The 21,359-nt window shown below is 47.9% G+C and carries 27 protein-coding genes and 1 pseudogene; 12 read left to right on the forward strand and 16 right to left on the reverse strand.

What is annotated here, in order from left to right:
• Nucleotides 1-4 precede the first annotated feature (4 nt).
• From nagA to DHX103_RS10755, 3 genes are read left to right on the forward strand one after another with little or no spacing between them, the layout of a single operon-like run.
• On the forward strand, nucleotides 5-1,192 hold the full coding sequence (gene nagA, locus DHX103_RS10745) for an N-acetylglucosamine-6-phosphate deacetylase (RefSeq protein WP_422122277.1): 1,188 nt from the start codon (nucleotides 5-7) through the stop codon (nucleotides 1,190-1,192).
• Nucleotides 1,161-1,886, forward strand: a complete 726-nt coding sequence (gene nagB / locus DHX103_RS10750) for a glucosamine-6-phosphate deaminase (RefSeq protein WP_422122278.1) — start codon at nucleotides 1,161-1,163, stop codon at nucleotides 1,884-1,886. Before nagA ends, nagB begins: the two co-directional genes overlap by 32 nt.
• Nucleotides 1,887-1,914: 28 nt before the next feature.
• Complete coding sequence (locus DHX103_RS10755; RefSeq protein ID WP_422122279.1) at nucleotides 1,915-3,012, forward strand: ABC transporter ATP-binding protein; 1,098 nt, start codon at nucleotides 1,915-1,917, stop codon at nucleotides 3,010-3,012.
• Between the two features lie 795 nt (nucleotides 3,013-3,807).
• On the opposite strand, the gene DHX103_RS10760 is transcribed toward DHX103_RS10755, so the two are convergent.
• Nucleotides 3,808-5,286 carry a phytoene desaturase family protein gene (locus tag DHX103_RS10760; RefSeq protein WP_422122280.1) on the reverse strand — a complete coding sequence of 493 codons (1,479 nt, stop codon included), beginning with the start codon at nucleotides 5,284-5,286 and terminating at the stop codon, nucleotides 3,808-3,810.
• Nucleotides 5,287-5,610: 324 nt separating this feature from the next.
• Between DHX103_RS10760 and DHX103_RS10765 the strand changes: the two genes are divergently transcribed.
• The 3 genes from DHX103_RS10765 to DHX103_RS10775 all read left to right on the forward strand — a co-directional run bounded on the left by DHX103_RS10765 (nucleotide 5,611) and on the right by DHX103_RS10775 (nucleotide 7,729).
• Entirely contained in the window at nucleotides 5,611-6,333 is a 723-nt protein-coding gene (locus DHX103_RS10765; RefSeq protein ID WP_422122281.1) for an ABC transporter ATP-binding protein, read from the forward strand.
• On the forward strand, nucleotides 6,330-7,367 hold the full coding sequence (locus DHX103_RS10770; RefSeq protein WP_422122282.1) for an ABC transporter permease: 1,038 nt from the start codon (nucleotides 6,330-6,332) through the stop codon (nucleotides 7,365-7,367). The genes DHX103_RS10765 and DHX103_RS10770 overlap by 4 nt, the downstream gene beginning before the upstream one ends.
• Before the next feature lie 74 nt (nucleotides 7,368-7,441).
• Complete coding sequence (locus tag DHX103_RS10775; protein ID WP_422122283.1) at nucleotides 7,442-7,729, forward strand: DUF5316 family protein; 288 nt, start codon at nucleotides 7,442-7,444, stop codon at nucleotides 7,727-7,729.
• Nucleotides 7,730-7,833: 104 nt separating this feature from the next.
• Here the strand turns inward: DHX103_RS10775 and DHX103_RS10780 are convergent, their stop codons facing one another.
• From DHX103_RS10780 to DHX103_RS10800, 5 genes are all read right to left on the reverse strand, one after another.
• Nucleotides 7,834-8,058 (reverse strand): helix-turn-helix domain-containing protein, encoded by a 225-nt coding sequence (locus DHX103_RS10780; protein ID WP_422122284.1) that lies wholly within the window; start codon nucleotides 8,056-8,058, stop codon nucleotides 7,834-7,836.
• 10 nt (nucleotides 8,059-8,068) lie between these two features.
• Entirely contained in the window at nucleotides 8,069-8,548 is a 480-nt protein-coding gene (locus tag DHX103_RS10785) for a DUF2975 domain-containing protein (RefSeq protein ID WP_422122285.1), read from the reverse strand.
• A gap of 157 nt (nucleotides 8,549-8,705) precedes the next feature.
• Entirely contained in the window at nucleotides 8,706-8,888 is a 183-nt protein-coding gene (locus DHX103_RS10790; protein WP_422122286.1) for a hypothetical protein, read from the reverse strand.
• Nucleotides 8,889-8,919: 31 nt separating this feature from the next.
• Nucleotides 8,920-9,180 carry a hypothetical protein gene (locus DHX103_RS10795; protein ID WP_422122287.1) on the reverse strand — a complete coding sequence of 87 codons (261 nt, stop codon included), beginning with the start codon at nucleotides 9,178-9,180 and terminating at the stop codon, nucleotides 8,920-8,922.
• A gap of 10 nt (nucleotides 9,181-9,190) precedes the next feature.
• Nucleotides 9,191-9,547, reverse strand: a complete 357-nt coding sequence (locus DHX103_RS10800) for a DUF1801 domain-containing protein (RefSeq protein ID WP_422122288.1) — start codon at nucleotides 9,545-9,547, stop codon at nucleotides 9,191-9,193.
• Between the two features lie 170 nt (nucleotides 9,548-9,717).
• Between DHX103_RS10800 and DHX103_RS10805 the strand changes: the two genes are divergently transcribed.
• Complete coding sequence (locus tag DHX103_RS10805; RefSeq protein ID WP_422122289.1) at nucleotides 9,718-10,152, forward strand: helix-turn-helix domain-containing protein; 435 nt, start codon at nucleotides 9,718-9,720, stop codon at nucleotides 10,150-10,152.
• A gap of 44 nt (nucleotides 10,153-10,196) precedes the next feature.
• Here DHX103_RS10805 and DHX103_RS10810 read toward each other — a convergent pair whose 3' ends face one another.
• Complete coding sequence (locus DHX103_RS10810; RefSeq protein ID WP_422122290.1) at nucleotides 10,197-10,757, reverse strand: maltose acetyltransferase domain-containing protein; 561 nt, start codon at nucleotides 10,755-10,757, stop codon at nucleotides 10,197-10,199.
• A gap of 685 nt (nucleotides 10,758-11,442) precedes the next feature.
• Here DHX103_RS10810 and DHX103_RS10815 point away from each other — a divergent pair.
• Nucleotides 11,443-11,886, forward strand: a pseudogene (locus DHX103_RS10815) (DUF4385 domain-containing protein); the annotation flags it as partial.
• 289 nt (nucleotides 11,887-12,175) lie between these two features.
• Here DHX103_RS10815 and DHX103_RS10820 read toward each other — a convergent pair.
• Complete coding sequence (locus DHX103_RS10820) at nucleotides 12,176-12,478, reverse strand: TIGR04104 family putative zinc finger protein (RefSeq protein WP_422122291.1); 303 nt, start codon at nucleotides 12,476-12,478, stop codon at nucleotides 12,176-12,178.
• A 111-nt stretch (nucleotides 12,479-12,589) separates the two neighbouring features.
• Nucleotides 12,590-12,808 carry a hypothetical protein gene (locus tag DHX103_RS10825; RefSeq protein WP_422122292.1) on the reverse strand — a complete coding sequence of 73 codons (219 nt, stop codon included), beginning with the start codon at nucleotides 12,806-12,808 and terminating at the stop codon, nucleotides 12,590-12,592.
• A gap of 181 nt (nucleotides 12,809-12,989) precedes the next feature.
• On the opposite strand from DHX103_RS10825, the gene DHX103_RS10830 reads away from it, so the two are divergent.
• The gene (locus tag DHX103_RS10830; RefSeq protein ID WP_422122293.1) at nucleotides 12,990-13,817 is read left to right on the forward strand and encodes an undecaprenyl-diphosphate phosphatase; all 828 of its coding nucleotides are present in this window, start codon (nucleotides 12,990-12,992) and stop codon (nucleotides 13,815-13,817) included.
• Between the two features lie 77 nt (nucleotides 13,818-13,894).
• Here DHX103_RS10830 and DHX103_RS10835 read toward each other — a convergent pair whose 3' ends face one another.
• The 3 genes from DHX103_RS10835 to DHX103_RS10845 all read right to left on the reverse strand — a co-directional run bounded on the left by DHX103_RS10835 (nucleotide 13,895) and on the right by DHX103_RS10845 (nucleotide 15,522).
• Complete coding sequence (locus DHX103_RS10835; protein WP_422122294.1) at nucleotides 13,895-14,284, reverse strand: hypothetical protein; 390 nt, start codon at nucleotides 14,282-14,284, stop codon at nucleotides 13,895-13,897.
• 135 nt (nucleotides 14,285-14,419) lie between these two features.
• Nucleotides 14,420-15,157 (reverse strand): hypothetical protein, encoded by a 738-nt coding sequence (locus tag DHX103_RS10840; RefSeq protein ID WP_422122295.1) that lies wholly within the window; start codon nucleotides 15,155-15,157, stop codon nucleotides 14,420-14,422.
• Nucleotides 15,158-15,306: 149 nt separating this feature from the next.
• A complete protein-coding gene (locus tag DHX103_RS10845) occupies nucleotides 15,307-15,522 on the reverse strand; it encodes a hypothetical protein (protein ID WP_422122296.1) in 216 nt (71 codons plus the stop codon).
• A gap of 177 nt (nucleotides 15,523-15,699) precedes the next feature.
• On the opposite strand from DHX103_RS10845, the gene DHX103_RS10850 reads away from it, so the two are divergent.
• Both DHX103_RS10850 and DHX103_RS10855 read left to right on the forward strand, forming a co-directional pair.
• Complete coding sequence (locus tag DHX103_RS10850; protein WP_422122297.1) at nucleotides 15,700-16,605, forward strand: TIGR01777 family oxidoreductase; 906 nt, start codon at nucleotides 15,700-15,702, stop codon at nucleotides 16,603-16,605.
• 347 nt (nucleotides 16,606-16,952) lie between these two features.
• The gene (locus tag DHX103_RS10855; RefSeq protein WP_422122298.1) at nucleotides 16,953-17,258 is read left to right on the forward strand and encodes a hypothetical protein; all 306 of its coding nucleotides are present in this window, start codon (nucleotides 16,953-16,955) and stop codon (nucleotides 17,256-17,258) included.
• A 41-nt stretch (nucleotides 17,259-17,299) separates the two neighbouring features.
• On the opposite strand, the gene DHX103_RS10860 is transcribed toward DHX103_RS10855, so the two are convergent.
• From DHX103_RS10860 to DHX103_RS10870, 3 genes are all read right to left on the reverse strand, one after another.
• Entirely contained in the window at nucleotides 17,300-17,932 is a 633-nt protein-coding gene (locus tag DHX103_RS10860) for a CPBP family intramembrane glutamic endopeptidase (protein WP_422122299.1), read from the reverse strand.
• 2 nt (nucleotides 17,933-17,934) lie between these two features.
• Nucleotides 17,935-18,735, reverse strand: coding sequence for an alpha/beta fold hydrolase (locus DHX103_RS10865; protein ID WP_422122300.1), 801 nt, complete (start codon nucleotides 18,733-18,735; stop codon nucleotides 17,935-17,937).
• A 553-nt stretch (nucleotides 18,736-19,288) separates the two neighbouring features.
• Nucleotides 19,289-19,660 (reverse strand): hypothetical protein, encoded by a 372-nt coding sequence (locus DHX103_RS10870; RefSeq protein ID WP_422122301.1) that lies wholly within the window; start codon nucleotides 19,658-19,660, stop codon nucleotides 19,289-19,291.
• Between the two features lie 241 nt (nucleotides 19,661-19,901).
• On the opposite strand from DHX103_RS10870, the gene DHX103_RS10875 reads away from it, so the two are divergent.
• Nucleotides 19,902-20,456 (forward strand): hypothetical protein, encoded by a 555-nt coding sequence (locus DHX103_RS10875; RefSeq protein ID WP_422122302.1) that lies wholly within the window; start codon nucleotides 19,902-19,904, stop codon nucleotides 20,454-20,456.
• A gap of 72 nt (nucleotides 20,457-20,528) precedes the next feature.
• On the opposite strand, the gene DHX103_RS10880 is transcribed toward DHX103_RS10875, so the two are convergent.
• Nucleotides 20,529-21,323, reverse strand: a complete 795-nt coding sequence (locus tag DHX103_RS10880; protein ID WP_422122303.1) for a DUF817 domain-containing protein — start codon at nucleotides 21,321-21,323, stop codon at nucleotides 20,529-20,531.
• Nucleotides 21,324-21,359: the final 36 nt, after the last annotated feature.

Below are 21,359 nucleotides of genomic sequence, written 5' to 3' on the forward strand. Positions count from 1 at the left end.
CGCAATGACTCAAACACTGATAGAAAATATCCGGCTTGTTGGTAAAGATGGCGGATTGGCTGACGGTTCAATTGTCATCGAAAATGACCGGATTTCCGCAGTGCTGACAGAGCCAATCACCGACTTCGTGGGCAACCGTTTCAACGGCGGCGGCGCTGTCGCAATGCCGGGTTTTATTGATATCCATATTCATGGCGCAAATGGAGCGGATTTCATGGACGATGACATTAGGGCGACTGGAACGATTGCGAAGGCATTGCCGGCCGAAGGGACGACGTCGTTCCTTGCGACGACGCTGACACATTCGCCGGAACGCATTGCAGGGGCAATTCGCAACGGACAGAATTTCATGAATGAAACGCAGCAGGACGGAGCGGAAATGATCGGCTTTCACTTAGAAGGCCCGTTCATCCATCCGGATCAGGCAGGGGCACAGCCATCTGCTTACATTTGTGATCCATCGTTGGAGCAATTACAGGAATGGTTCGGAGAAACACTGAAAGATTTGAAAATCATCACGATGGCACCGGAACAGGATCATGACTTTACCGTAATTCGCCAACTTGCTGAACGCGGCGTTATCGTTTCAGCTGGCCATACAACGGCGGATTACGCCACGATTCAAGGGGCACAGGCAGCCGGGTTAACGCATTTGACGCATTTCGCCAACGCGATGCGCGGCCTTCACCACCGCGAAATCGGTGTGGTCGGGGCGGGGATGCTGAACCGCGAACTGTTCTGTGAAATCATCGCGGATGGCATTCACTTAGCGCCCGATATGCTGAAGCTGGTGCTGCAGGTCATCGGTCCTGAGCGTTTATTGCTCATCACCGATTCGATGCGTGCCAAAGGCTTACCGGACGGTTCCTATACGCTGGGCGATCAGGAAGTGACGGTGTCAGGCCAGCAAGCGGTGCTGAGGGACGGCACGCTCGCCGGCAGTGTGTTGAAGATGAATGAAGGATTGCGTCAGTTGAAAGATGCGGCAGACATTTCATGGGCCGACGCCATTGCGCTGTCGTCCGCAAATGCGGCTAAGCGCCTGGGTATCTCAGATAGAAAAGGCAGCTTAGAATCCGGCAAAGATGCCGATATCGTTCTGGTAACGGAAGATTTCAGCGTCCGCCATACCTTTTGCAAAGGAAGGATGAGTTTCGCTCATGATCAAATCGAAGATGTTCAAGTGGATTGAAGTTTCGAGCTACGAGCAGATGAGTGAGATCGCAGCGACGATTTTCGCCGAACAATTGCTGGCGAAACCGAACAGCGTTCTGGGGCTGGCAACTGGTGGCAGCCCTCTCGGCTTTTACAAAGAATTGGTGCGTCGCCATCAGGCGGAAGAGTTTTCATTTGCCCGCGCGACCACTTTCAATTTGGATGAATACGTTGGTAAAGGACCTGGGGACGCCACCAGCTACCACGAATTTATGCACCAGAATTTCTTCCGGCACATCGATTTGCCGGCAACAAAGCGCCATTTGCCGAATGGACTCGTTGCGGACCTTGACGGAGAATGTCAACGTTACGAGCGTCTGATTGAAGAAAGCGGCGGTATTGACCTGCAATTGCTGGGCATTGGCGTCAATGGCCATATCGGCTTTAACGAACCAGGCACCGCCTTTGACTCGCGGACGCATGTCATTGAATTGACCGAAGCGACGCGGAAATCAAACGCACGGTTTTTCGACCAGGAACAAGACATTCCGAAACTGGCAATAACGATGGGAATCGGCACGATCATGTCGGCCCGCAAAATCGTTCTGCTGGCTTTCGGTGACAATAAAATGGAGGCGGTGCAGCGGCTGAAAAACGGTGACGTAACGGAAGAGTTTCCTGCCAGCATCCTGCGCAAACACCCGCACGTCACCGTGATATACGGAAAATAATAGAGATGATTCTGGAGGGAGTTGCCGTATGGCTGAGTTGAAATTGACCAATCTTACCAAGGAATACGACAAAGGTGTTCTGGCGGTACAAGATTTTAATTTACACATTTTAGACAAGGAATTTATCGTGTTTGTCGGCCCGTCAGGCTGTGGGAAATCGACGACGCTCCGCATGATCGCGGGGCTGGAAGAGATTTCAGACGGCGAATTTGAAATTGAAGGCAAGCGCATGAACGATGTGGCACCGAAGGACCGCGACATCGCAATGGTGTTCCAAAACTACGCACTGTATCCGCATATGACCGTTTACGAAAATATGGCGTTCAGCCTGAAACTGCGTAAAGTGCCGAAAAAACAGATCGAGGTTCAAGTCAATGAAGCGGCGAAAATCCTCGGACTCGAGGATTACCTGAAGCGCAAGCCGAAAGCCCTTTCCGGGGGTCAGCGCCAGCGTGTGGCGTTAGGTCGTGCAATTGTGCGTGACGCGAAAATCTTCCTGATGGATGAACCATTGTCTAACCTGGACGCCAAATTGCGTGTGCAGATGCGCGCAGAAATTCAGAAATTGCATCACCGTTTGCAGACGACTACGATTTACGTAACACATGACCAGACCGAAGCGATGACGATGGCAACACGCATTGTTGTTATGAAAGACGGCTTTATCCAGCAGGTGGGAACACCGAAAGAAGTATACGACAATCCGGTTAACGTCTTTGTCGGCGGCTTCATCGGTTCCCCAGCGATGAACTTCTTCCGCGGCAAAATGACAGCGGCGGGCTTCCAGGTCGGCGAAACAACTGTTGACTTGCCGGCTGATAAACGCGCGCAGCTGATGTCGGATGGCTACGAAGGAATGGAAATCATCCTCGGCATCCGTCCGGAGCATATCCATACAAGCGCGGCGGAAATCGAGTCCAATGCTGCATCGGTATTCCAAGCAACGATTGATGTTGCCGAGCTGATGGGTGCGGAAACGTATTTGTATGCGCATCTGAACGGTTCGAATTTCATCGCCCGCATTGAAGCCACCACGGCAATCAAAGCAGGCGACGAAATCACATTGGCATTCGACATGGAGCGAGCCCATTTCTTCGATGCTGAAAGTGAAAAGCGCATTTTCTGATATCTTATAGCAATCCCCCGCGGAAATTTTCCGTGGGGGATTTTTTGTATGGGAGTAGTGGAGTTTTATCTCACGTATAGAGTCGGTTGCATCACGTATGGAGCGATTTACCTCACGTATAAATTATTTTAGCTAGCGTATGAAGCTGTTTACCTACCGGATAGCCAATTTTATCTCACGCTCACCCCAATATATGCCGCGCACCAAAAGTTCAAAGGGATGGATTGGAAGCAGCTGGCATGCGCCAGCTGCCTGGGGCGGTGAGCCGCCCGATCAAAACAGCTTTTAAGAATTTATCTAACGGTTACTCGTATTTGTCTAACGGTTACGAACTTTTATCTCACGTTAGCCATGATTTATCTAACGGATAGCCACTTTTATCTAATGATTTGGCTTCTCTGTAAAGAGGACTCACTCAGTTGGAGATCGGGTTGGTCGCAGTCCGCTGTGGCGGACTGCATGGGCGGGGCTTTGCCCCGGCCCGCTTTTGGGCAATAAGGGGCTTGGCTCATCGGGAGCGGGTGATGTGTGGCTCGGGTTTTATATCTCACGCTTCGTAGCGTTAATCTAACGGTTAGTCGTATTTATCTAACGGTTTACCAATCGTATCTCACACCAAAAAACATCCCCGTATCCGCCATATGCAAAAGAAGAGTGATCTTTGCATATGATCAAATCGAAGATGTTTCAGTGGATTGACGTCCGCAGCTTCGGGCAACTGCAGCATTTATACGCTACGTTGGATTCCAAATGGATCGTCGGAATTCACTTCTAAAAGCAGTGCGGCTCCAACCCTCAAATCAACCGCTTGGAAGCGATCGATCTGGCTGCATGGATGCCACTCGCCGCTGCACCTATCGTGCCGCCGCCTGGAAAAATATGGTCTCCGCAGACATAGAGCCCAGGAATGCCGGAACGGTGCGAGATGGAATTGAACAGAGCTGAATTCAATGTTTGGGGAAATCCACCGACAAAGCCGTTCGGCCTGCCTGCGAAACGCTCCCATGCTTTAGGCCCGCCCTTTTCGATGAGGACAATCGACTCGCGGAAACCGGGAACTAGCTGTTCGATGGCTAAGAGCATTCGCCTACTTAACGTTCGTCTGGCAATATCATACTTTTCTTGTGTAGCCCAATGGCTGGTCTTGGAATGGGTCGAAATTGTCACGGTTTGAAAGCCGGCAGGCGCCCGCAACAAATCGCCGGGAAGCGAGGCGGACATAAAAAAGTGGGCGCCTTCAGCCATGCCGCCGCCTGTGGAAATTTGCCGGAAAGGAGGCAGCGGTCGAGCTAATTTGCTGGAATCGACCGCAATATACAGCGTCAGGGTCGTCCACGTTTCACTCTTTGCACCCTTCAGGAGGGGCTTTTTCAATTGGCCTGCGAGCTCCTCTGACAGCATGCCCGGTAGCAGGTGGATGGGAGCGTTGACGATGACTGCATCAGCTTCATAGCTGTTGCCGCGGTGATCGATTGCGATCCAGCCCTTTTCGTAGTGCGAAAGATTGACGACGGTGCGGCGTTTTTTCAGCACACCACCATTTTCCTTTATGCTTTCACCCATGATCTCGGCAAAGCGATATAATCCACCAGGCACATAATAAGCCCCTTCATGATAGATATCGAGTGCGACCGCAGACAATAAATAAGAAACATCCTCGCTGCCGGTCTGCATGCTGTCGATCAGCAGCCCGTCCAGCATATGACGAAATGCTGTGAGCTGGTCGAGGCCGTGACGCTCCAGGCAGTCGCCCAGTGTTTTATTGAAATGCGGCAAAAGCTTGGCATGGACCGGACGGATGGCGCCCGCTAATGCCACCCATTCCTTCGCTGTCGACGGAGGCAGTGCTGGAAGTGGATCCATCATTGTGCGAACGATTGAAGCAGTCGAATAAATTTCCTGATAGAAGGCACGGATCTTGGATTCGTAACCCGGAAAGTGGCTGACGATGCGATCCACGTGCTGTTTACGGTCTTTCAGAAATACAAACGAATGGTCAGGGTGGATCATTTCCATAACGGTTTCCAGCGGTTCAAGCGGAAAAGGCTTGTCGAGGAAGCGGAAAACGCGCTCATGGATGCCGCCGCTTTCAAGCCCCATGCCGAGCGTCGCGCCGGCAGGGAACAGGAATTTATGCCGTTTGAATTTCCCGGCGCAGCCTCCCAGTTCAGAAGATGCTTCGAGAAGTGTAACGCGGTGCCCACTTTTAGCCAGCAATGCAGCAGCGGTCAATCCACCGATGCCTGCGCCAATAACCAAAATATTTTTCGGCATGTCCAACCCTCCTCAGAAATAAAATTTATCCTGCAATAAATAAAAGACTTTTTCAGTTCAAAGAGACATTACTCAAGCAATAGTGAGTCCGGCGGTTCCAAACAGAAACAGGATGCCAATCTATTAATTAAAAGTACCATAATTCGGGATGGTGAGAAAATCTGTGGACAGAAAAGATACATAAAAGAGCAGGTTCCAGGAAGTCCGTTCCCCGGTGAATGGCCGATCGCAAAAATATATCCCCTGCAACCCATATTCCATATTCTCACAGCTCACCGATTATGCTATTCTGATAGCAAAAAGTAAACCGAACGGAGTGTTGATATGAATCACACGATCCGGATCGAAGGCTTAAGTAAGAAGTACGGCAAACAGGAAGTGTTGAAAGAGATCAATCTGGAAGTGGACGAAGGACGGATTTACGGTTTTATCGGCCCGTCCGGTTCCGGCAAAACGACGCTTGTCAAAATGATCGTCGGCATTGATTCGCCGGACACTGGAACGGTGACGGTGCTCGACAAGCGGGTGCCGAACTTGAAGCTGCTGCAGGACATCGGCTATATGGCGCAATCGGATGCGCTGTATCCGGAACTGACCGGCAAAGAAAATCTGGCATTTTTCGCGTCGCTGTTCGGTTTGAAAGGGACGGCGCTAAAGAAGCGCATCTCTTATGTAACGAATCTCGTGCAGCTCGACGATGCGCTGAGCAAGAAAGTCGCGGCTTATTCCGGCGGCATGAAGCGGCGCTTGTCGCTGGCGATTGCGCTGGTCCACGATCCGAAACTGCTGATTCTGGATGAGCCGACGGTCGGAATCGATCCCGAGCTGCGGCAATCGGTGTGGCAGGAACTGATGGAATTGAAGGGGCAGGGCAAGACGATTGTGCTGACAACCCATGTCATGGACGAAGCGGCAAAATGCGAAGTGATTGCACTGGTACGGAATGGCGGTATTTTGGCGAGCGGTTCGCCGGAAGAATTGAAAGCGAACTTCAGCGCTGCGGATTTGGAAGAGGTATTCCTGGCGGCGGGGAGGGGTTCGGCATGAGAATCCGGGCGTTAGTTAAACGCATCATGCTGCAGATGTTCCGCGACAAACGCACTTTGGCGCTGTTGTTTTTCGCGCCACTCCTAATCCTGACGCTGATGTATCTCATTTTTGATGGCAATGACGACGAACTCAATCTCGGAATTGTCGGCGGCAGTGAATTACTGGTGGAAACTCTCGAAGAACGTGGCATTGATGTGGAAAGTTACGAAACTGGGGATCGCGAAACAATTCTGGAGAATGACTTGGATGGCTTATTGGAAATTTCGGCAGACGGTGCGACATTGACGCTTCAAAACAACAACCCTTCCCAAGCGAGAGTGTTGATCGCTGGGATATCACAGGCGATGACGCTGCAGGGCCGGGGGGCTGGTGAGCAGAGTCCAATTGCGCCGGTGCTCCAAACCGATTATATTTATGGCAATGAAAACACGGATTTATTTGACGTCATTGGTCCGATTTTGGTCGGTTTCTTCGTGTTCTTTTTCGTCTTTCTCATTTCAGGAATCGGTTTATTGAAGGAACGGGTTTCCGGCACATTGGAGCGGGTGCTTGCAACACCGGTCAAACGCTGGGAAATTGTCATGGCTTATCTGACCGGCTTCGGCATATTTGCGATTATCCAGACGACAATCGTTGTGTTATTTTCCATCCATATTCTTGATATCGTGATGGAAGGTTCGGTTTGGCATGTCATCGTCATCAATCTGTTGCTGGCGTTGGTGGCGCTGTCGCTCGGAATTCTCCTGTCGACGTTCGCGGGATCTGAATTTCAGATGGTGCAATTCATCCCGGTCGTTATCGTTCCGCAAATCTTTTTCTCCGGCATATTTCCGATTGAGGGAATGGCCGACTGGCTGCAGAATGTCGGTCGCGTCATGCCGCTGTATTACGGGGCCGATGCGTTGAAAGGCGTGATGTACAGAGGGGAAGGGCTCGGCGATGTTGCGGACAATCTGGTGGTGCTGGCGCTTTTCGCATTATTGTTCATCGCGCTGAACATTTTAGCGCTCAAGCGGTATCGAAAATTATAGTTTATTTTACCTGCCGTTTGCGGTTATGATGTTAGATAGAAGAAATATTAACTTACAGCATGGAGGAAACAGAAATGAAGTTTTTGGGAATCGGAATTGTCACAGCGGTGCTCAGCCTGGTGCTTAGTTATTTCCTGGAAGATTGGGACATGGCGTTCTATATTGCGGGCGCACTCGGCATCATCGGCATCATTTGGGGCGTGCTGTTTTCAGGCGTACTTAAAGGTTCCGGCGGCATGGAGCGCATGACCAGCTCAGAACGCCGCAAGGAAAGCGCAGGACGCACGGCGAAATTAAGAAACGGTTTCCTGTTTGCATTGCCGAACCTACTGGCTGCACTCGCAGCATTGTGGATTTTTTAACAAGTGACACCAAAAAGAATCTTAGTTGAAAATCACTGTATGAGCCGGAAACACTGACGAAACGAAAGAGCCTGGAAATTTTTCCAGGCTCTTTCATTTTGCTTTTATTTAGCTTCCGTTTCTTCATCCGCACGGTATTCCAGAATGTCGCCTGGCTGGCAGTCGAGGGCTTTACAGATGGCCTCGAGGGTGGAAAAGCGGATTGCTTTGGCCTTACCGTTTTTCAGAATGGACAAGTTGGCCATCGTGATGCCGACCTTTTCCGTCAGTTCCGTCACGCTCATTTTCCGTTTTGCCAACATCACATCAATATTGATAATAATCGCCATTATCGTCACCTCAGACCGTAAGATCATTTTCAGATTTTATTTCAATCGCATTCTCTAAAAGTTTCTGCAGCACTGCCGCAAAGACCGCGATGACAAATGCGCCGAACGTGATGACCATGCCCAGTCCGCCGAGACCAGGTGCGTCATCGACCTGCGCCGTGTACAGAATAATCGGCAGGCACAGAATGTAGATGCCTGTGATTGTCAGTGCGCAATACTTGATGTTTTTCAGCGCTTTTACCGACAGTTCCGAAAAAGCGATGTTCTTGTCGATGTAACTCAAAAGCTTCAATGACTGGTACAACGCGATAAAATAGACGATCGCCGTTGCGTAAAGCGCAAACATGAAGAGCCATTGGAGGAACGCCCATTGCGGCAGTAATTCGCCCACAAAAGCACTCATTGGAGGCACGACAAAAATGCAGATTGCCAGTACCGGCAACGCCATCAGGACGATGACGATTTTCAAAAAGATTGTTTCCCGTTTCATCTACAGCACCTCATTTACAAATTCTTATCTTGAAGATACCATATTATTTATCGAATATCAATAAATAATTATTGATTAAGAGGTGATATAGGGATTTGTACAAAATAAAAACCAGTGGAGAGAAAATAAATATTTTCATCTCCACTGGTTCTTGAATTTATTGGCCTGCATCCTTCATGCGATGGCTGGCGTTGATGTAAAACAGCGTCGCAACTATGAAAAGAATGACCGACACGAACATGGCGATTCCAGCGTATTCACCATTGAAAACGGTGGAATTGAGTAAAGTGACAGCCATGATCAAAATCAGGCTTATGTATAATCCTTTCAGCTGGTTCACGGTTTCACCTCCAATTAACACTCTTTATTTCTTAAATGATCATGCTCAAAACGAACAGCAGGCTCAACAGGCAGACAACAAATAACACGCTCATGCCCATGCTCAGTTTTCTGCGGAGAAGTTCAAAGCGGTTCTCGAGTTTATGGATGGCGACGATCAGGCCGACGAACAGCACCAGATAAACCCCATAAGCTGCCCAGCGGCTGGCGCCGGAAAGCGGCTCGACGATGTAAAAATAGATGGTTAACAGCAACGCCACGAATACCAAAAAAAGAGCTGTGCCGACTTTCACTGTGCCCCCCTCATTTCCGGTTCAGGTCAACTGCGTCCCAAATCAGGAACTTCAGTTTTTCCTCATCGATATCGTCCGTCTTACGGATTCGGACGTGGCGCATCTTTTTGCCGTCGCCTTCGAGAATATTATTGCGGTCCTCGAGTTCAGTGCCGCGGTAAAACCCGAAATTGACGTGGCTCTTCGCTGTCTGCATATAACACACGAGCCCTTCTTTCGAATAGCTCGGCTTCGACCATTTGATGTGCTCTTCAATCTCCGGATAAGCCTCGAACACTACGGTTCTCAAGCGTTTGACGATTGTCTGCACGGGTTCGTCCAAGCCGTTGATCAGTTCATCCACTTGCGGATCTAATTTGCTGTTCATTCGCGCCGCCCCCAATTTTTAATGATTCTCTCCATTATAACGTTAATAAGGGTTCCATTGGGGAGAGTTTTCAGATCTCTCTATGCGAATAAAGTCTGGAGAGATTGATTTTATTTTAAAATAAATTTATGCTATATTTTATTTATAAATAAAATCAGGAGTGATGAGAGATGGCGTTTAACGCGAAAAATTTCGGACAGATTTTGAGATACCTGCGGGAACATGACGGTTTGTCGATGCTGTCACTGGGCGAGAAGCTCGGGACGTCGGCCAGCCGGATCAAAAGTTGGGAAAATGGCGATTCCGTGCCGTCGGTAAAATGGGTTGTGGCGCTGTGCGAAGTGCTGGATGTGCCATACGAGGTGCTGCTGGAAACGGAAAAGGAAGAGATTATCCATTACAACGATCAGGAATGGGACGACATCATGAACGGTGTCCGCCCGGAGGATAAAGTTTCGGCTGAAGATATAATGATGGCGGAAATGACGAAAGCGGATTATTTGGAGAAGCTGCTGGCCATTTCATCGGCGCTGGGCAGGCAGGATCTGCTGGAACTGTGTGCACTCGCGGAAGTGAAGGCTGACAAGAACAGGGACTATTCGTAAATATTGCAGTAAAAAACACCACAGCCGCAGCGGTGGTGTCCGATTTACATGTCGATTTCCTTCAATACAATTGCCGGATTGCCGCCAACGACGGTGTTCGTCGGCACATCTTTTGTAACGACGGCGCCAGCTGCGATTACGGCATTGTCTCCAATAGTTACGCCAGGATTGATGACGGCGCGTCCACCGATCCAGACATTATCGCCGATCGTCACCGGCTTGCCGAGCTCCAGCCCCGCTGCGCGTTCACCCGGATGCACCGGATGCGTGGCCGTGTAAATATGCACGCCGGGGCCCATCAGACAATTGTCACCGATGCGAATCTCGCACACATCAAGCAGACAGGTATCGAAATTGGCATAAAAATTTTCACCGATGTGGATATTGGAGCCATAATCACAGCGGATATTCGGCTCGACAAAAAACTTATCCCCCGTCGACCCGAGCAACTCCTTCAGCAGCAATTTCCGGTCCGTGCCGTCCATCTCGGAAGATTTATTGAACAGCCGGCTCAGCCGCCGCGCATTCAAACGTTCATTTTGCAGCGTGTTGTCCGTCGGGTCATACAGCTCGCCGTCCAGCATCTTCTCTTTCTCCGTTTTCATCGTCCATCGCCCCTTTGCGTGAAACTTATTAACGCCATTATACCAGTTTTTTCTGCAATAAAATCGGGTGGGATGGTGAGTTTGGGGAATGGCCTTGGTGTATGTGACGGATAGCGCCGTTTATCTAATGGTTTGTTCTTTTTATCTAACGTTAGATGGTCTTTATCTAATGGTTGAACTCTTTTATCTAAAGGTTACGCTATTTTATCTAATGCTTCCATATAAAGAAGGCTAATCAGCTGAAGATCCGAATGGTCGCAGTCCGCCGGGGCGGACTGCATGGGCGGGGCGCACGGCCCCGCCCGCTTTCGGGCAATCAGTGGTTTGATTCTTTGGGTGGGGGTGAGATTAATGGGGGCGATCCTATCTCGCGGTAGGAGGGTTTTATCTAATGGTTGTGGACTTTTATCTAATGGTTTGATCTATTTATCTCACGGTTGAAGGGTTTTATCTCACGGTTACGCATGCTCAAAGTTAGCGCTGGGTATCTAACGCATACGGAGTTTTACCTATCGTATAATAAAGTTTACCTATCGTATAAACTAGTTTACCTAACGTATAGAGGATTTTATCTCACAGTTGGATTCATTTGCCTCACACTTCCCATCTTTCATTTAAAATCCACCTTTCGCATCTGCATTTTCCACCCGCAAACGGGGTATAAAATCCACAGGGAGTGATACGGATGGCATTTGACTATGAGCTGGATTATGAAAAATTGGATTTGCGCAAGAATCCCGAGCTTTACCGGGTGGGCAAAGGGGAGCAGGGCGTGCTGCTGGTCGAGCCGTATAAGAGTGAGATTTTGCCGCATTGGCGCTTCAAGACGCCGGACATTGCGCAGGAATCGTGCGATAAAATTTCGGAGCTGTTCGAGGAATATCGTAAGCAGGACGATTTTGTCGGCATGGACATGGCGCGGAAATTCATCCAGATGGGTTACACGCGTGCGCGCCGCTATACGAATTACAAAGGCGGCCGCAAATACAATGAAGACCGCACGATCAAGGAACGCCAGATCGATCCGGTCAAAGCCGAGTCAGCGGCCATCTTCAAAAAGCGCTGGGATGAGATCCGGGAAGACGAGGATTACCTCAGACGCAAAAAGGAGCATCAAACGAAATACGGGGAATTGAAAACGCCTGCCAAAAAAGGAGGGGAATCCATGGAAGGGAACGAACTTCCAAATGCTGTATCCAGTCCGGCGACACGTGCCTTGCATGATGAAGGCTACACCAAGTTAGAACAATTGACCTCCATCACCGAAAAAGAATTATTGGCGCTGCACGGTGTCGGGCCAAAAGCCGTGCGCATTCTGAGAGAAGAACTGGCGGCAAAAGGGATGAAGTTTAAAGAGCAATAAGAAAACGCCTTTCCAACCGGGAAGGCGTTTTACTTTGCGTATTTACTTGTGGCACTTACCACATCGGTTCGTTGTCATCCGTCAATTCCATCATATACGGATACGTCGTCATGAATACGGCAAAGAGCACCAGCGCGAGTGCCAATACCGTGGCGATGTGGATGGTGAACAGCACACCGGAAAGGATTAAAATTGGAGCCGGAAATAAGTTGGCAATCCCCATCCGTTGCTTGGATTTCTTCGTCAGGTATTGGGTTGTGCCGCATTCCGGACATTCCATACCCTGACCTAACGTGAAGGATTTGCGCAGCGCCGTGCCCCAAGCCCATTGATGTTTGCAATTGTCACAGTGTGGCATCTGAGGCCCTCCGTTCTGTCATCTGTATTTCTTCTATCTCCATGCTAAAGCATTTAGTGAATAAATTCTACGTCATTTCCCGGGAAATAATGGATTGATAAGAAAATCAGTCTAAGACAGCTCTTTATTTTCCTTCTTCTTTTTCCGGTAGCGATAGCGCCAGCTGTAATATAAAACCAAGCCAAATAGCAATGTAAAGAAAGGAATATACCTGGAGTAAGGTTCACCTGCGAATAGTGCTATACCACCGATGATCATAACCGGAATTATGATGATCAACCACATTTTCAACTCTTTATTCTTGAAACTCATCTCAGAACGCTCCGCCATATCCCTCGCCCCTTTGCATTGCTGAAATTAATTTCAGGCTATGGTATTTATACGCTTGGATCTTTGAGAAGTTTCATCAAGTGCCCAGAAAATTGTTTCTGCTAGCAGCTGTAAAAGCGCAACTTCCTCAGAAAAAATGCGTTAAATTAGGAAGAGATGGTAATAGAAAGCAGGATGAATAATGGAATGGTTGGATTTGCTGAAAGCTCTCATTTTAGGTCTTGTAGAAGGTATGACAGAATTTGCGCCGGTTTCTTCAACCGGACATTTGATTATCGTTGATGATATGTGGCTGAAATCGCAGGAGTTCCTCGGGAAATACCCGGCGAACACATTTAAGATCGTCATCCAATTGGGGTCAATCCTGGCAGTGGTCGCTGTTTTCTGGAAACGGTTGTTCAGCTTGGTCGGGCTGTATAAAATCGAAGAGCAATCCGCGAATGCAAACTTTAATTTATTGCATGTCATCATTGGCATGCTGCCGGCAGTTGTGCTGGGATTTGCTTTCAAAGACTTGATCGATGATCATTTGTTCGGAGTTGAAACCGTCATCTATGCGTTGATCGCCGGTTCGGTCCTGATGATTGCCGCCGATAAATTCGGACCAAAAACGCCGCGCATTAATAGCCTCGATGAAATTACATATCTGCAGGCATTCAAAGTTGGAATGGTGCAAACTCTGTCTCTTTGGCCAGGCTTCTCACGTTCAGGCGCAACCATTTCCGGCGGGGTATTGTTCGGCCTTAATCACCGCACCGCAGCAGATTTCACCTTCATCATGGCTGTGCCGATCATGTTTGGCGCGAGCCTGGTGTCGGTATTGAAAAACTGGGATCAACTGTCGATGGACTACCTGTCGTTCTATATCGTCGGCTTTGTCAGTGCGTTCGTCTTTGCTTTGATTTCGATCCGTTTTTTCCTGAAACTGATCGCAAAAGTCAAACTCATGCCATTCGCCATTTACCGGCTTGTGCTTGCAGCTATTCTGATTGGGATTGTTTATTTCTGATGCAAAAATTTCTGTAGAAAAATAAAAAGCCAAAAAGGTTCCGTTTAAACGTCACTGACGTGAAACGGGACCTTTATTTATTTTTTCGCAATCAATCCAATCAACCCAAGTGCCATCTGGATGGCGCTCGCCAAAAACAATTGGATTAAGGGCAAATACCATTCACCAAGCAGAATAACAGGTAAAGCAGCGCACAGGAAACACAAAGCTCCAAGAACAATGGCCAGCACGAATACTTTTTTATCTTTCTTCATAAATCCATGAATTGCGGCACCGGCATTTCCAAGTCCGAATACAATCATTCCAAACAAGGCGAGGCTTATCCAACTGTTGAATGGCATGACACCAACCCATTCCGGTGGAAAGTCAGCAAATAGGCCTTCTCCGAGTAACATTATACTGCCTAAATAAAATGCGCCAAGCGATAGCAATAAAGCATAAGAACTGACAATTTTTTTATAAAGCATCTTTTCGCTCCTTTCAATTGCATACAGTAGCTTGTACTTAGATTTGACTGGATAAAAGTAAAAAAGTTCCTGAATACAACGAAATACCTCTCGAATCATCTTCCGATTTGAGGGGCATCTCGTTTAGTATTTCTTTTAATTGTCACGAATATTCTCAAAAAACGCATAGAGCTCATCGACAGTATAGCCTTTGAACAGCTCCTCTTTCTGGTCAAAGACGAAAATCACAGGGAACTGTTCGATGTCCAGTTCCTCCTTGAAATCAACTACATAATTGGAGTCATATTCGATATGGGCACCTACCGCGTCGTACTCAGTGCCTTCCAATATTGCGAGTGAATTTTCATACAAGGGTTCCTGCATCTCCGGTGGGGGCGGATCTCCGTATTCATACATCACGACGATATTAAACCCGTCTATATGCGACAGCAAACGCCAGTATTTCTCTTCGTAAGTCATGTCCATTAACACAATTTCATCTGCATGAGCTTCGGAATTATCGTCGTCTGCGGGCGGATTGACCAGCACTTTTTGGCCGTTTTTAATGTCGTCGATCGAAGCAGCTGCGCCATTTTCGTAAGTAATGGCGGTTTCCTCCGAAAACCTGGCATTATAATAATATCCTTCACTTGTCAGGTTAGGGCCTTTCCAGTCGCGTTTGCTCCATTCGGAAATATCGACTTCAATGATGTTTTCGGTTGTATTTACCGACGACGCAGTGCCAATCATCTTATCGTCTTCGTAATGGCCGTATGGATATTCACCGTTATCGCCGGTGGAATTGCCGCCAGAGTCATTTCCTTCTGTGCCACAAGCGGATGCCATGACCGCAACCGCCAGCAGAAAAGTCAAAAAGTGGATTTTTCGCCGCACGTCAATCACTCCTTTCGTTAGAGAAGTTTAGCGCCTTATTTAGATGAGACTGAAAAAAGGTGAAAACGTTTCACTAGACAATAAATGCCCAACAAATCAGCTTCCAATTTGAGGGGCATCCATTTTGCATTTTTCATTTGAAAGGGAGCTTACTCTTCATCATAGAAATTACACTCAAAAACTTTCACTTCCCAGCCGGATTTCACGACTTTCGGGTAGCCGCCCTGGTCGTAGCATTGATCCGACGAAGCTTTTACCTGTTGGTAGCTGAAATACGACTGCGCCGCGTAAATGATGGCGAACACGACAAGCCCTAAGGTGAGCGCTAAAACGGATAATTGCCATTTGTTGGATGCTTGTTTCATGATGGTCACTCCTGTCTATCGATGTTTAATTAGCATAAATTAAGGCTAACATAATATGTAAATTAAAGTAGTTTGATTTCAAAAAACTAGAAAGAAAAAGTAAATTCATGGAAAAGTGAATCTTTTTCGACAGCTCAAACGTCTAAGAGGTATAGGAAAACGCAGAGGGGTTTTAAAATGCTTAAAAAGATTGTTTTAGCAGGGGGAACAGGTTTTATCGGGCAATATCTGGAACGTACGTATACAAATCAGGGGTATATTGTGCACATCATTTCGCGGCAGCCGGGCCAAATTTCCTGGGATGATAAAAAAGCGATAGTTAATGCGCTAGAAAATGCAGAAATGGTCATCAATCTGGCGGGAAAATCAGTGAATTGCCGATACAATGAAAAGAACAAAAAGGAAATTTTCGACAGCCGGACGCAGACGACGGAAGCGCTTGGCAAGGCGATTCAAAAATGCCAGAATCCACCGCGTCTTTGGATCAATTCCAGCACGGCAACGATTTATCGCCATGCTGAAGACCGGCCGATGACTGAGTCGACCGGCGAGTTGGGCAGCGGGTTCTCGGTCGATGTCGGCAAAGCCTGGGAAGACGCGTTTTTCCGTTTTCAATTGCCGAAGACCCGTCAAGTGGGGCTGCGGCTTGCCATTGTGCTCGGAGCGGAAGGCGGCGTGATGGAACCGTATGTGAATCTTGTGCGCTTCGGCCTCGGCGGCAAACAAGGTGAAGGCAAGCAAATGTTCAGCTGGATCCATATTGAAGACGTCTACCACATCATCGAGTTTCTGAAAAATCGCATAGACTTGAAAGGCATCTTTAACGCATCGGCACCCAATCCCGTAAGCAATAAAGAATTGATGGATGAAATGCGAAAAGCGATGGGGCGGGGCGCTGGGCTGCCGGCACCTTCATGGATGCTCAAAATGGGAGCGGCAGTCATTGGCACGGAAACGGAATTGGTCCTGAAAAGCCGCTGGGTTTTGCCGGAGCGGCTCGAAAAAGCGGGCTTCCGTTTCCAATATGATCATCTGGATCGTGCCTTGGGGCAAATTATGCAGGAACAAAAACAGGAACATTAAAAATGCTGCTCCGCGTAATTGCGGGGCAGTTTTTGTTTTGTAAATATTCACTTCTAAAACAAGAACGGATAAAACTTCTTGAAAGAAGTTCTTTGGGAAGCCGTTGAAGAAAGTGACAATCATTGACCGGGTAATTGAAGTCGAGGAACTGGCATAAGATCCGGTTTTCTTTTTGATTGAGTTATTTGTTAAAAATATCCTTATAATAAGTAGTTAGAACCTATAAACTATACGAACCAATAGAAAATTACCTTTTCTCACCATTCTTCACAAAAAAAGCACCATTTATTCCAACTGGGAGTTTAGTCTTACAAGAGGCGGGTAGTTTGAAATAAAGAGGTGACGAAATGGGTGCAGATGAACGTTTGATCAAGGCTTTGTTGCAAAGGGACAAAGAGGCTTTCGAAGAGCTTTACGACCGTTATCATTTATTGCTATGGAAAATTGTCTCTGAAGCTGAATCCGATCATCGAATTTGCGAACAGCTTGTCACACAGGTATTCAAGCAAGTATGGCACAAACCAGACGAATTCATCGGCAAAAAAAGGCTGGCATTGCTGTTGATCGAATGCTGCCGTGCCAACATGAAGGAGCGGCCCAGGCCGAAAGCGGTTTGCGGAAAATTAATCGAACCATCAGCGTGCTGCGGATGATTCCCGCAGTTTTTTCTGTCCAGATTTCTGCGATTTTCATGTCAACGGACTATAAACCAATACACGCAGACAATGCCCAAATCAGCCAGGCCATGGCCGATGATGGTTGCCGTGATGGAGCCTGTCCGCTCACGTATATATCCCCAGAAAAGACCGGCAATCAGCACTGGAATAACCGCAATAAGCGTAAAGGCCACTTCGAAAATCTGCATGACCGTCAACACGTGATACAGCGTATAAAAAGCGGCGGTGACCGTAATCGCCTTTCGCGCGCTGCCTTCCACTCGTATCTTTTCAAACAGATAGCCTCTCCAATACACTTCCTCCAGCACCGGATTTAACAGCAGCAGCACAAGGACGAGTCCGATTTCTCCAGGGCCGATAAATCCCCATGCGACAAGCAGCGAGCGCAATTCCGCTCTATCCAGCAAATACTCATGGAGCCAGATCATAGAGCCGACGATAAAAATGAAAAAAATGACGCCGCTGACGATTCCAATTAGAAGTCCTTGCTTCGATAATTGCATGCGCTCTTTAGGAAAAGCTTTGCCGAGGAGCGGCACACCGAGCAGCCAGCCGTAAAACAGCAAAAAAGTCACCGCGACGTTTTCGAATAGATAGAGCCCGATGAACATCATGATCGTAGGGCCGATCAATAATAAGGAAAGTTTCATCATCATCCCTCCGAAGAGTTATCGCCGTAACGGGCAGCAATCGGCTGTAAAAAGCGGTCAACCGCGGTATTGAATTGTTTGAACGAGCGCGGCGGCACCTGGTGGTCACCACCTTCGATAAATACGACTTGCGTTTGCGGCGCAGACTTTTGAAACGGAATCCGGTAATGATGCATCGGCTTTTCAAGCGTTCCGTAAACGAGCAGGATCGGCATTTTCAGCCGGTACAGCGAATGCGTGGAAATATACCGCAAGCCATTTTTGCAGAATTCATACGCCCGCTGCGGATCTGTTTTGCGGGCAATGCGGTAAATTTTTTCTTCATCCTCGGGATAGTATTTATTCAGCTTCGCCTGCATTCTCGCCGCAACCGGCACCAGGCGGAATTTCGCCAAATACATGACAGTTTTGATGAAAAACTTCGGCGAAAAATTATTCAGTTCGGAATAGCCGCCGGATAAAATAAGGGCAATCGTCCGCTCCGGATATTTCAAAGCAAATTCTTGCGCCACAAGTCCGCCGTGCGAATAGCCGCAGACGACCACTTTGTCGACACCGATCCGGTCGAGCAATTTTTTCAGATGATCCGCCAGCAGATCGATGGTCAGCGGAAGATCGCCTTTTGTGCTGTTGCCGTGGCCCGCCATGTCAAAAAAGATTGTCCGGTATTTATCCGCCAGCGGCTCCTGGTGCAGAAAAACACTATGCGCCATGACAAACGGGTGAATAAAGACAATCGGCATGCCGTCGCCTTTGGTCTGGTAATAAAGCGTTAACGAGTGGTCGATTTTAGCATAGGGCATAATGTGTTCACTCCTAAATGGAAGATGTATGTCTAGTTGGAATACCCTGTTAGTGAGAGGGGCAAAACAATTGAAGTGGATTGGTTGAGTGAAGCGTGAGATAAATTCCACTATACGTGAGATAAATTCATCTATACGGTAGGTTAACTCGTTTATGCGGTAGGTAAACCGCGCTATACGTTAGGTAAAACCTGCCATCCGTGAGATAGGATAGAAACGCAGAAGTCTCACCAACACTCAAAGAACAAAACCACTTAATTGCCCAAAAGCGGGCGGGGGCCGCAGCCCCGCCCCAGCAGTCCGCCGCGGCGGACTGCGACCATTCGGATCTTCAGCGGAGTGAGTGCTATTAATATAGAAGCATTAGGTAAGAGGGCGAAAAGCGTTAGATAAAATGTGCTTACCGTGAGATAAACCGCTGCAACCGTGAGACAAACGAAGCAAACCGTGAGATAACCCCTTACAACCGTGAGACAAAACCCACAAACTATGAGATACCATACAAAAAAGGAGCTGCGAAATTTTTCGCAGCTCCTTTTTAATCTCACCCATTCTAAATCTTCGACTTCAATAAAGGCTGAGCCGGTTCTTCCTTCGGCACAACCCAGAACATAGCGACAAGAAATATCGCCAAAAACACAAAGCAGGCGAAGCCGGTCGTATTGCTGTTGAACAGCGTGTGCTGCACAGTGTCCGGTCGTACAAACACCAAAAGCCCGATCGCCGCATTCATTAGATAGAAAACGAAGAAACCAGCCAAACCAACAACCATCAAATAATGGCCGGCCAGCCGTCTCTTGTTCCTTTTTGTAACCCATTTCGTCGAGCGCTTCACTTTCAATGTATCCCGGATCTGCCACACCAGCGCATAGCCAAATCCGAAGATCGTCAGTGCGACAAAAATCCATCCAAGCAATTCGCCCATCATTTCGCCTCCTCTATTCACTGATTCCAACCTATTTTTTCTCGCCAAACAGAATGCGTTAAAATACTTCACACAATGAAAAACGAATTTATTTTCATTCAATAAAAAAGTAAAAGGTTCATTAATCTCTAATTCAATTAAAACATATTTCTATAAAATGTCATGGGTTTATATGGTAAAATTTTTGCAAGAAGAGAACCTCGGAAGAAGGGGATTACTGCATTTTAAAGGGGGAAAAGAGATGAAGAAGCGGCTATTCATTGTATTGGCTTCACTCGCTGTGTTAATTGGCATCGGCTACCTCATAATGGTGTTCATGTTTTACTATGATCCAACCCCTAATAAGAGCGATGTCGAAAACATGGTAAACGAGAGGGATCTTGCGGACTTCGGCGAGGTTGAAGGGGCGTTTCTTCTGACGCCAAGAAACTATGGCTATTACAATGACGACAGAATTTACCTCGTGGAACAGTATTTTGACAAAGGCCGGGAGTATGGGGATCAGTATGTTGTTATAGATGGAGGCGTGGAGATAACGGGAGAAGATGAACAGGCCATCATTCGGATTCAAGCTGAAGAAGAATTTCTAGATGCTTACACAGATGATCTTCAACTAATATCGAAGCATCGGATGAGAGTCTACAAGAATGATGAAAAAGTTATGGAAGACTGGCTGTTCAAAATTACTTATAAATATGGTGAGGATTACTTTCTGACGTTCTTTCTTCCTGAAACCGTCGGAGAAGACAGGTTCAATTTTTTCACAGAAGGATATGAAACGTTTCTGGAATTTTAATGGAACGGCAGTTAAAACTCATTTAGCAAGGAGCCAAGCAGCTGCAATAAATCCAGCTGCTTGGCAAAAAGTTTACTCCAGTTCCAGCTTACTCCCAACAACACTTTCCCTCTCAACCAATCCACTCTTCACCCGCTTCAACTGGGCGACGATAATGATGCTGATGATGACGAGCAGCGCCCACGAGCTGATTTTGCCGATGTGGACAATCGTCCAGGCGGCTTCCTGATCGGGGTATTGCCATGCACCGAAAAAGGTCGTGATGTTTTCGGCGATCCAGATGAAAAAGCCGATCAGCACGAATGCCAGCAGGAGCGGCATCTTGAACACACGATCCAGCAAACGGAACGACACGAAGGTTTTGAAGAACACGACCACGAGCAACGCTTTCAGGATCCAGCGCACATCATATGAAAAATGATGCGTGAAAAAGTTCAGGTAAATTAACGCGCTGATGCCGCCGGCGTAGATGGCTTTTGGCCAGTGGATCATCTGTAGATCCATTCGGCGCCACGATTGGATGATGTAGCTTGCGACGCTGGCGTACATAAAACCGCTGTAAAGTGGGACGCCGAACACTTTGCTGTAGGCGTCTTCCGGATACGCCCACGAACCCATATGCACTTTGAAAATTTCGAGTGCCAGGCCGATCCCATGAAAAACGAAAATCGTCTTCAGTTCGTCTTTCGTCTCGAGCCTGGACGCCAGCATAAAAATTTGGCCCATGATGCAGGCGAGCAACAGGAAATCATAGCGCGGCACATAGGGGATCTCGACGAATTTTGAGACGGCGAGCGCTGCGAAAATGATGAGCGGGAAGATGCAGGCCAGTGCTTGCTGCCACGTAAAATGGATCAGGTATTTCACGGTTCGGCACCTCCGGTTTTATTTCGATAACAAAGC

The sequence above is a fragment of the Planococcus daihaiensis genome (assembly GCF_049262615.1).
Lineage (GTDB): Bacteria > Bacillota > Bacilli > Bacillales_A > Planococcaceae > Planococcus.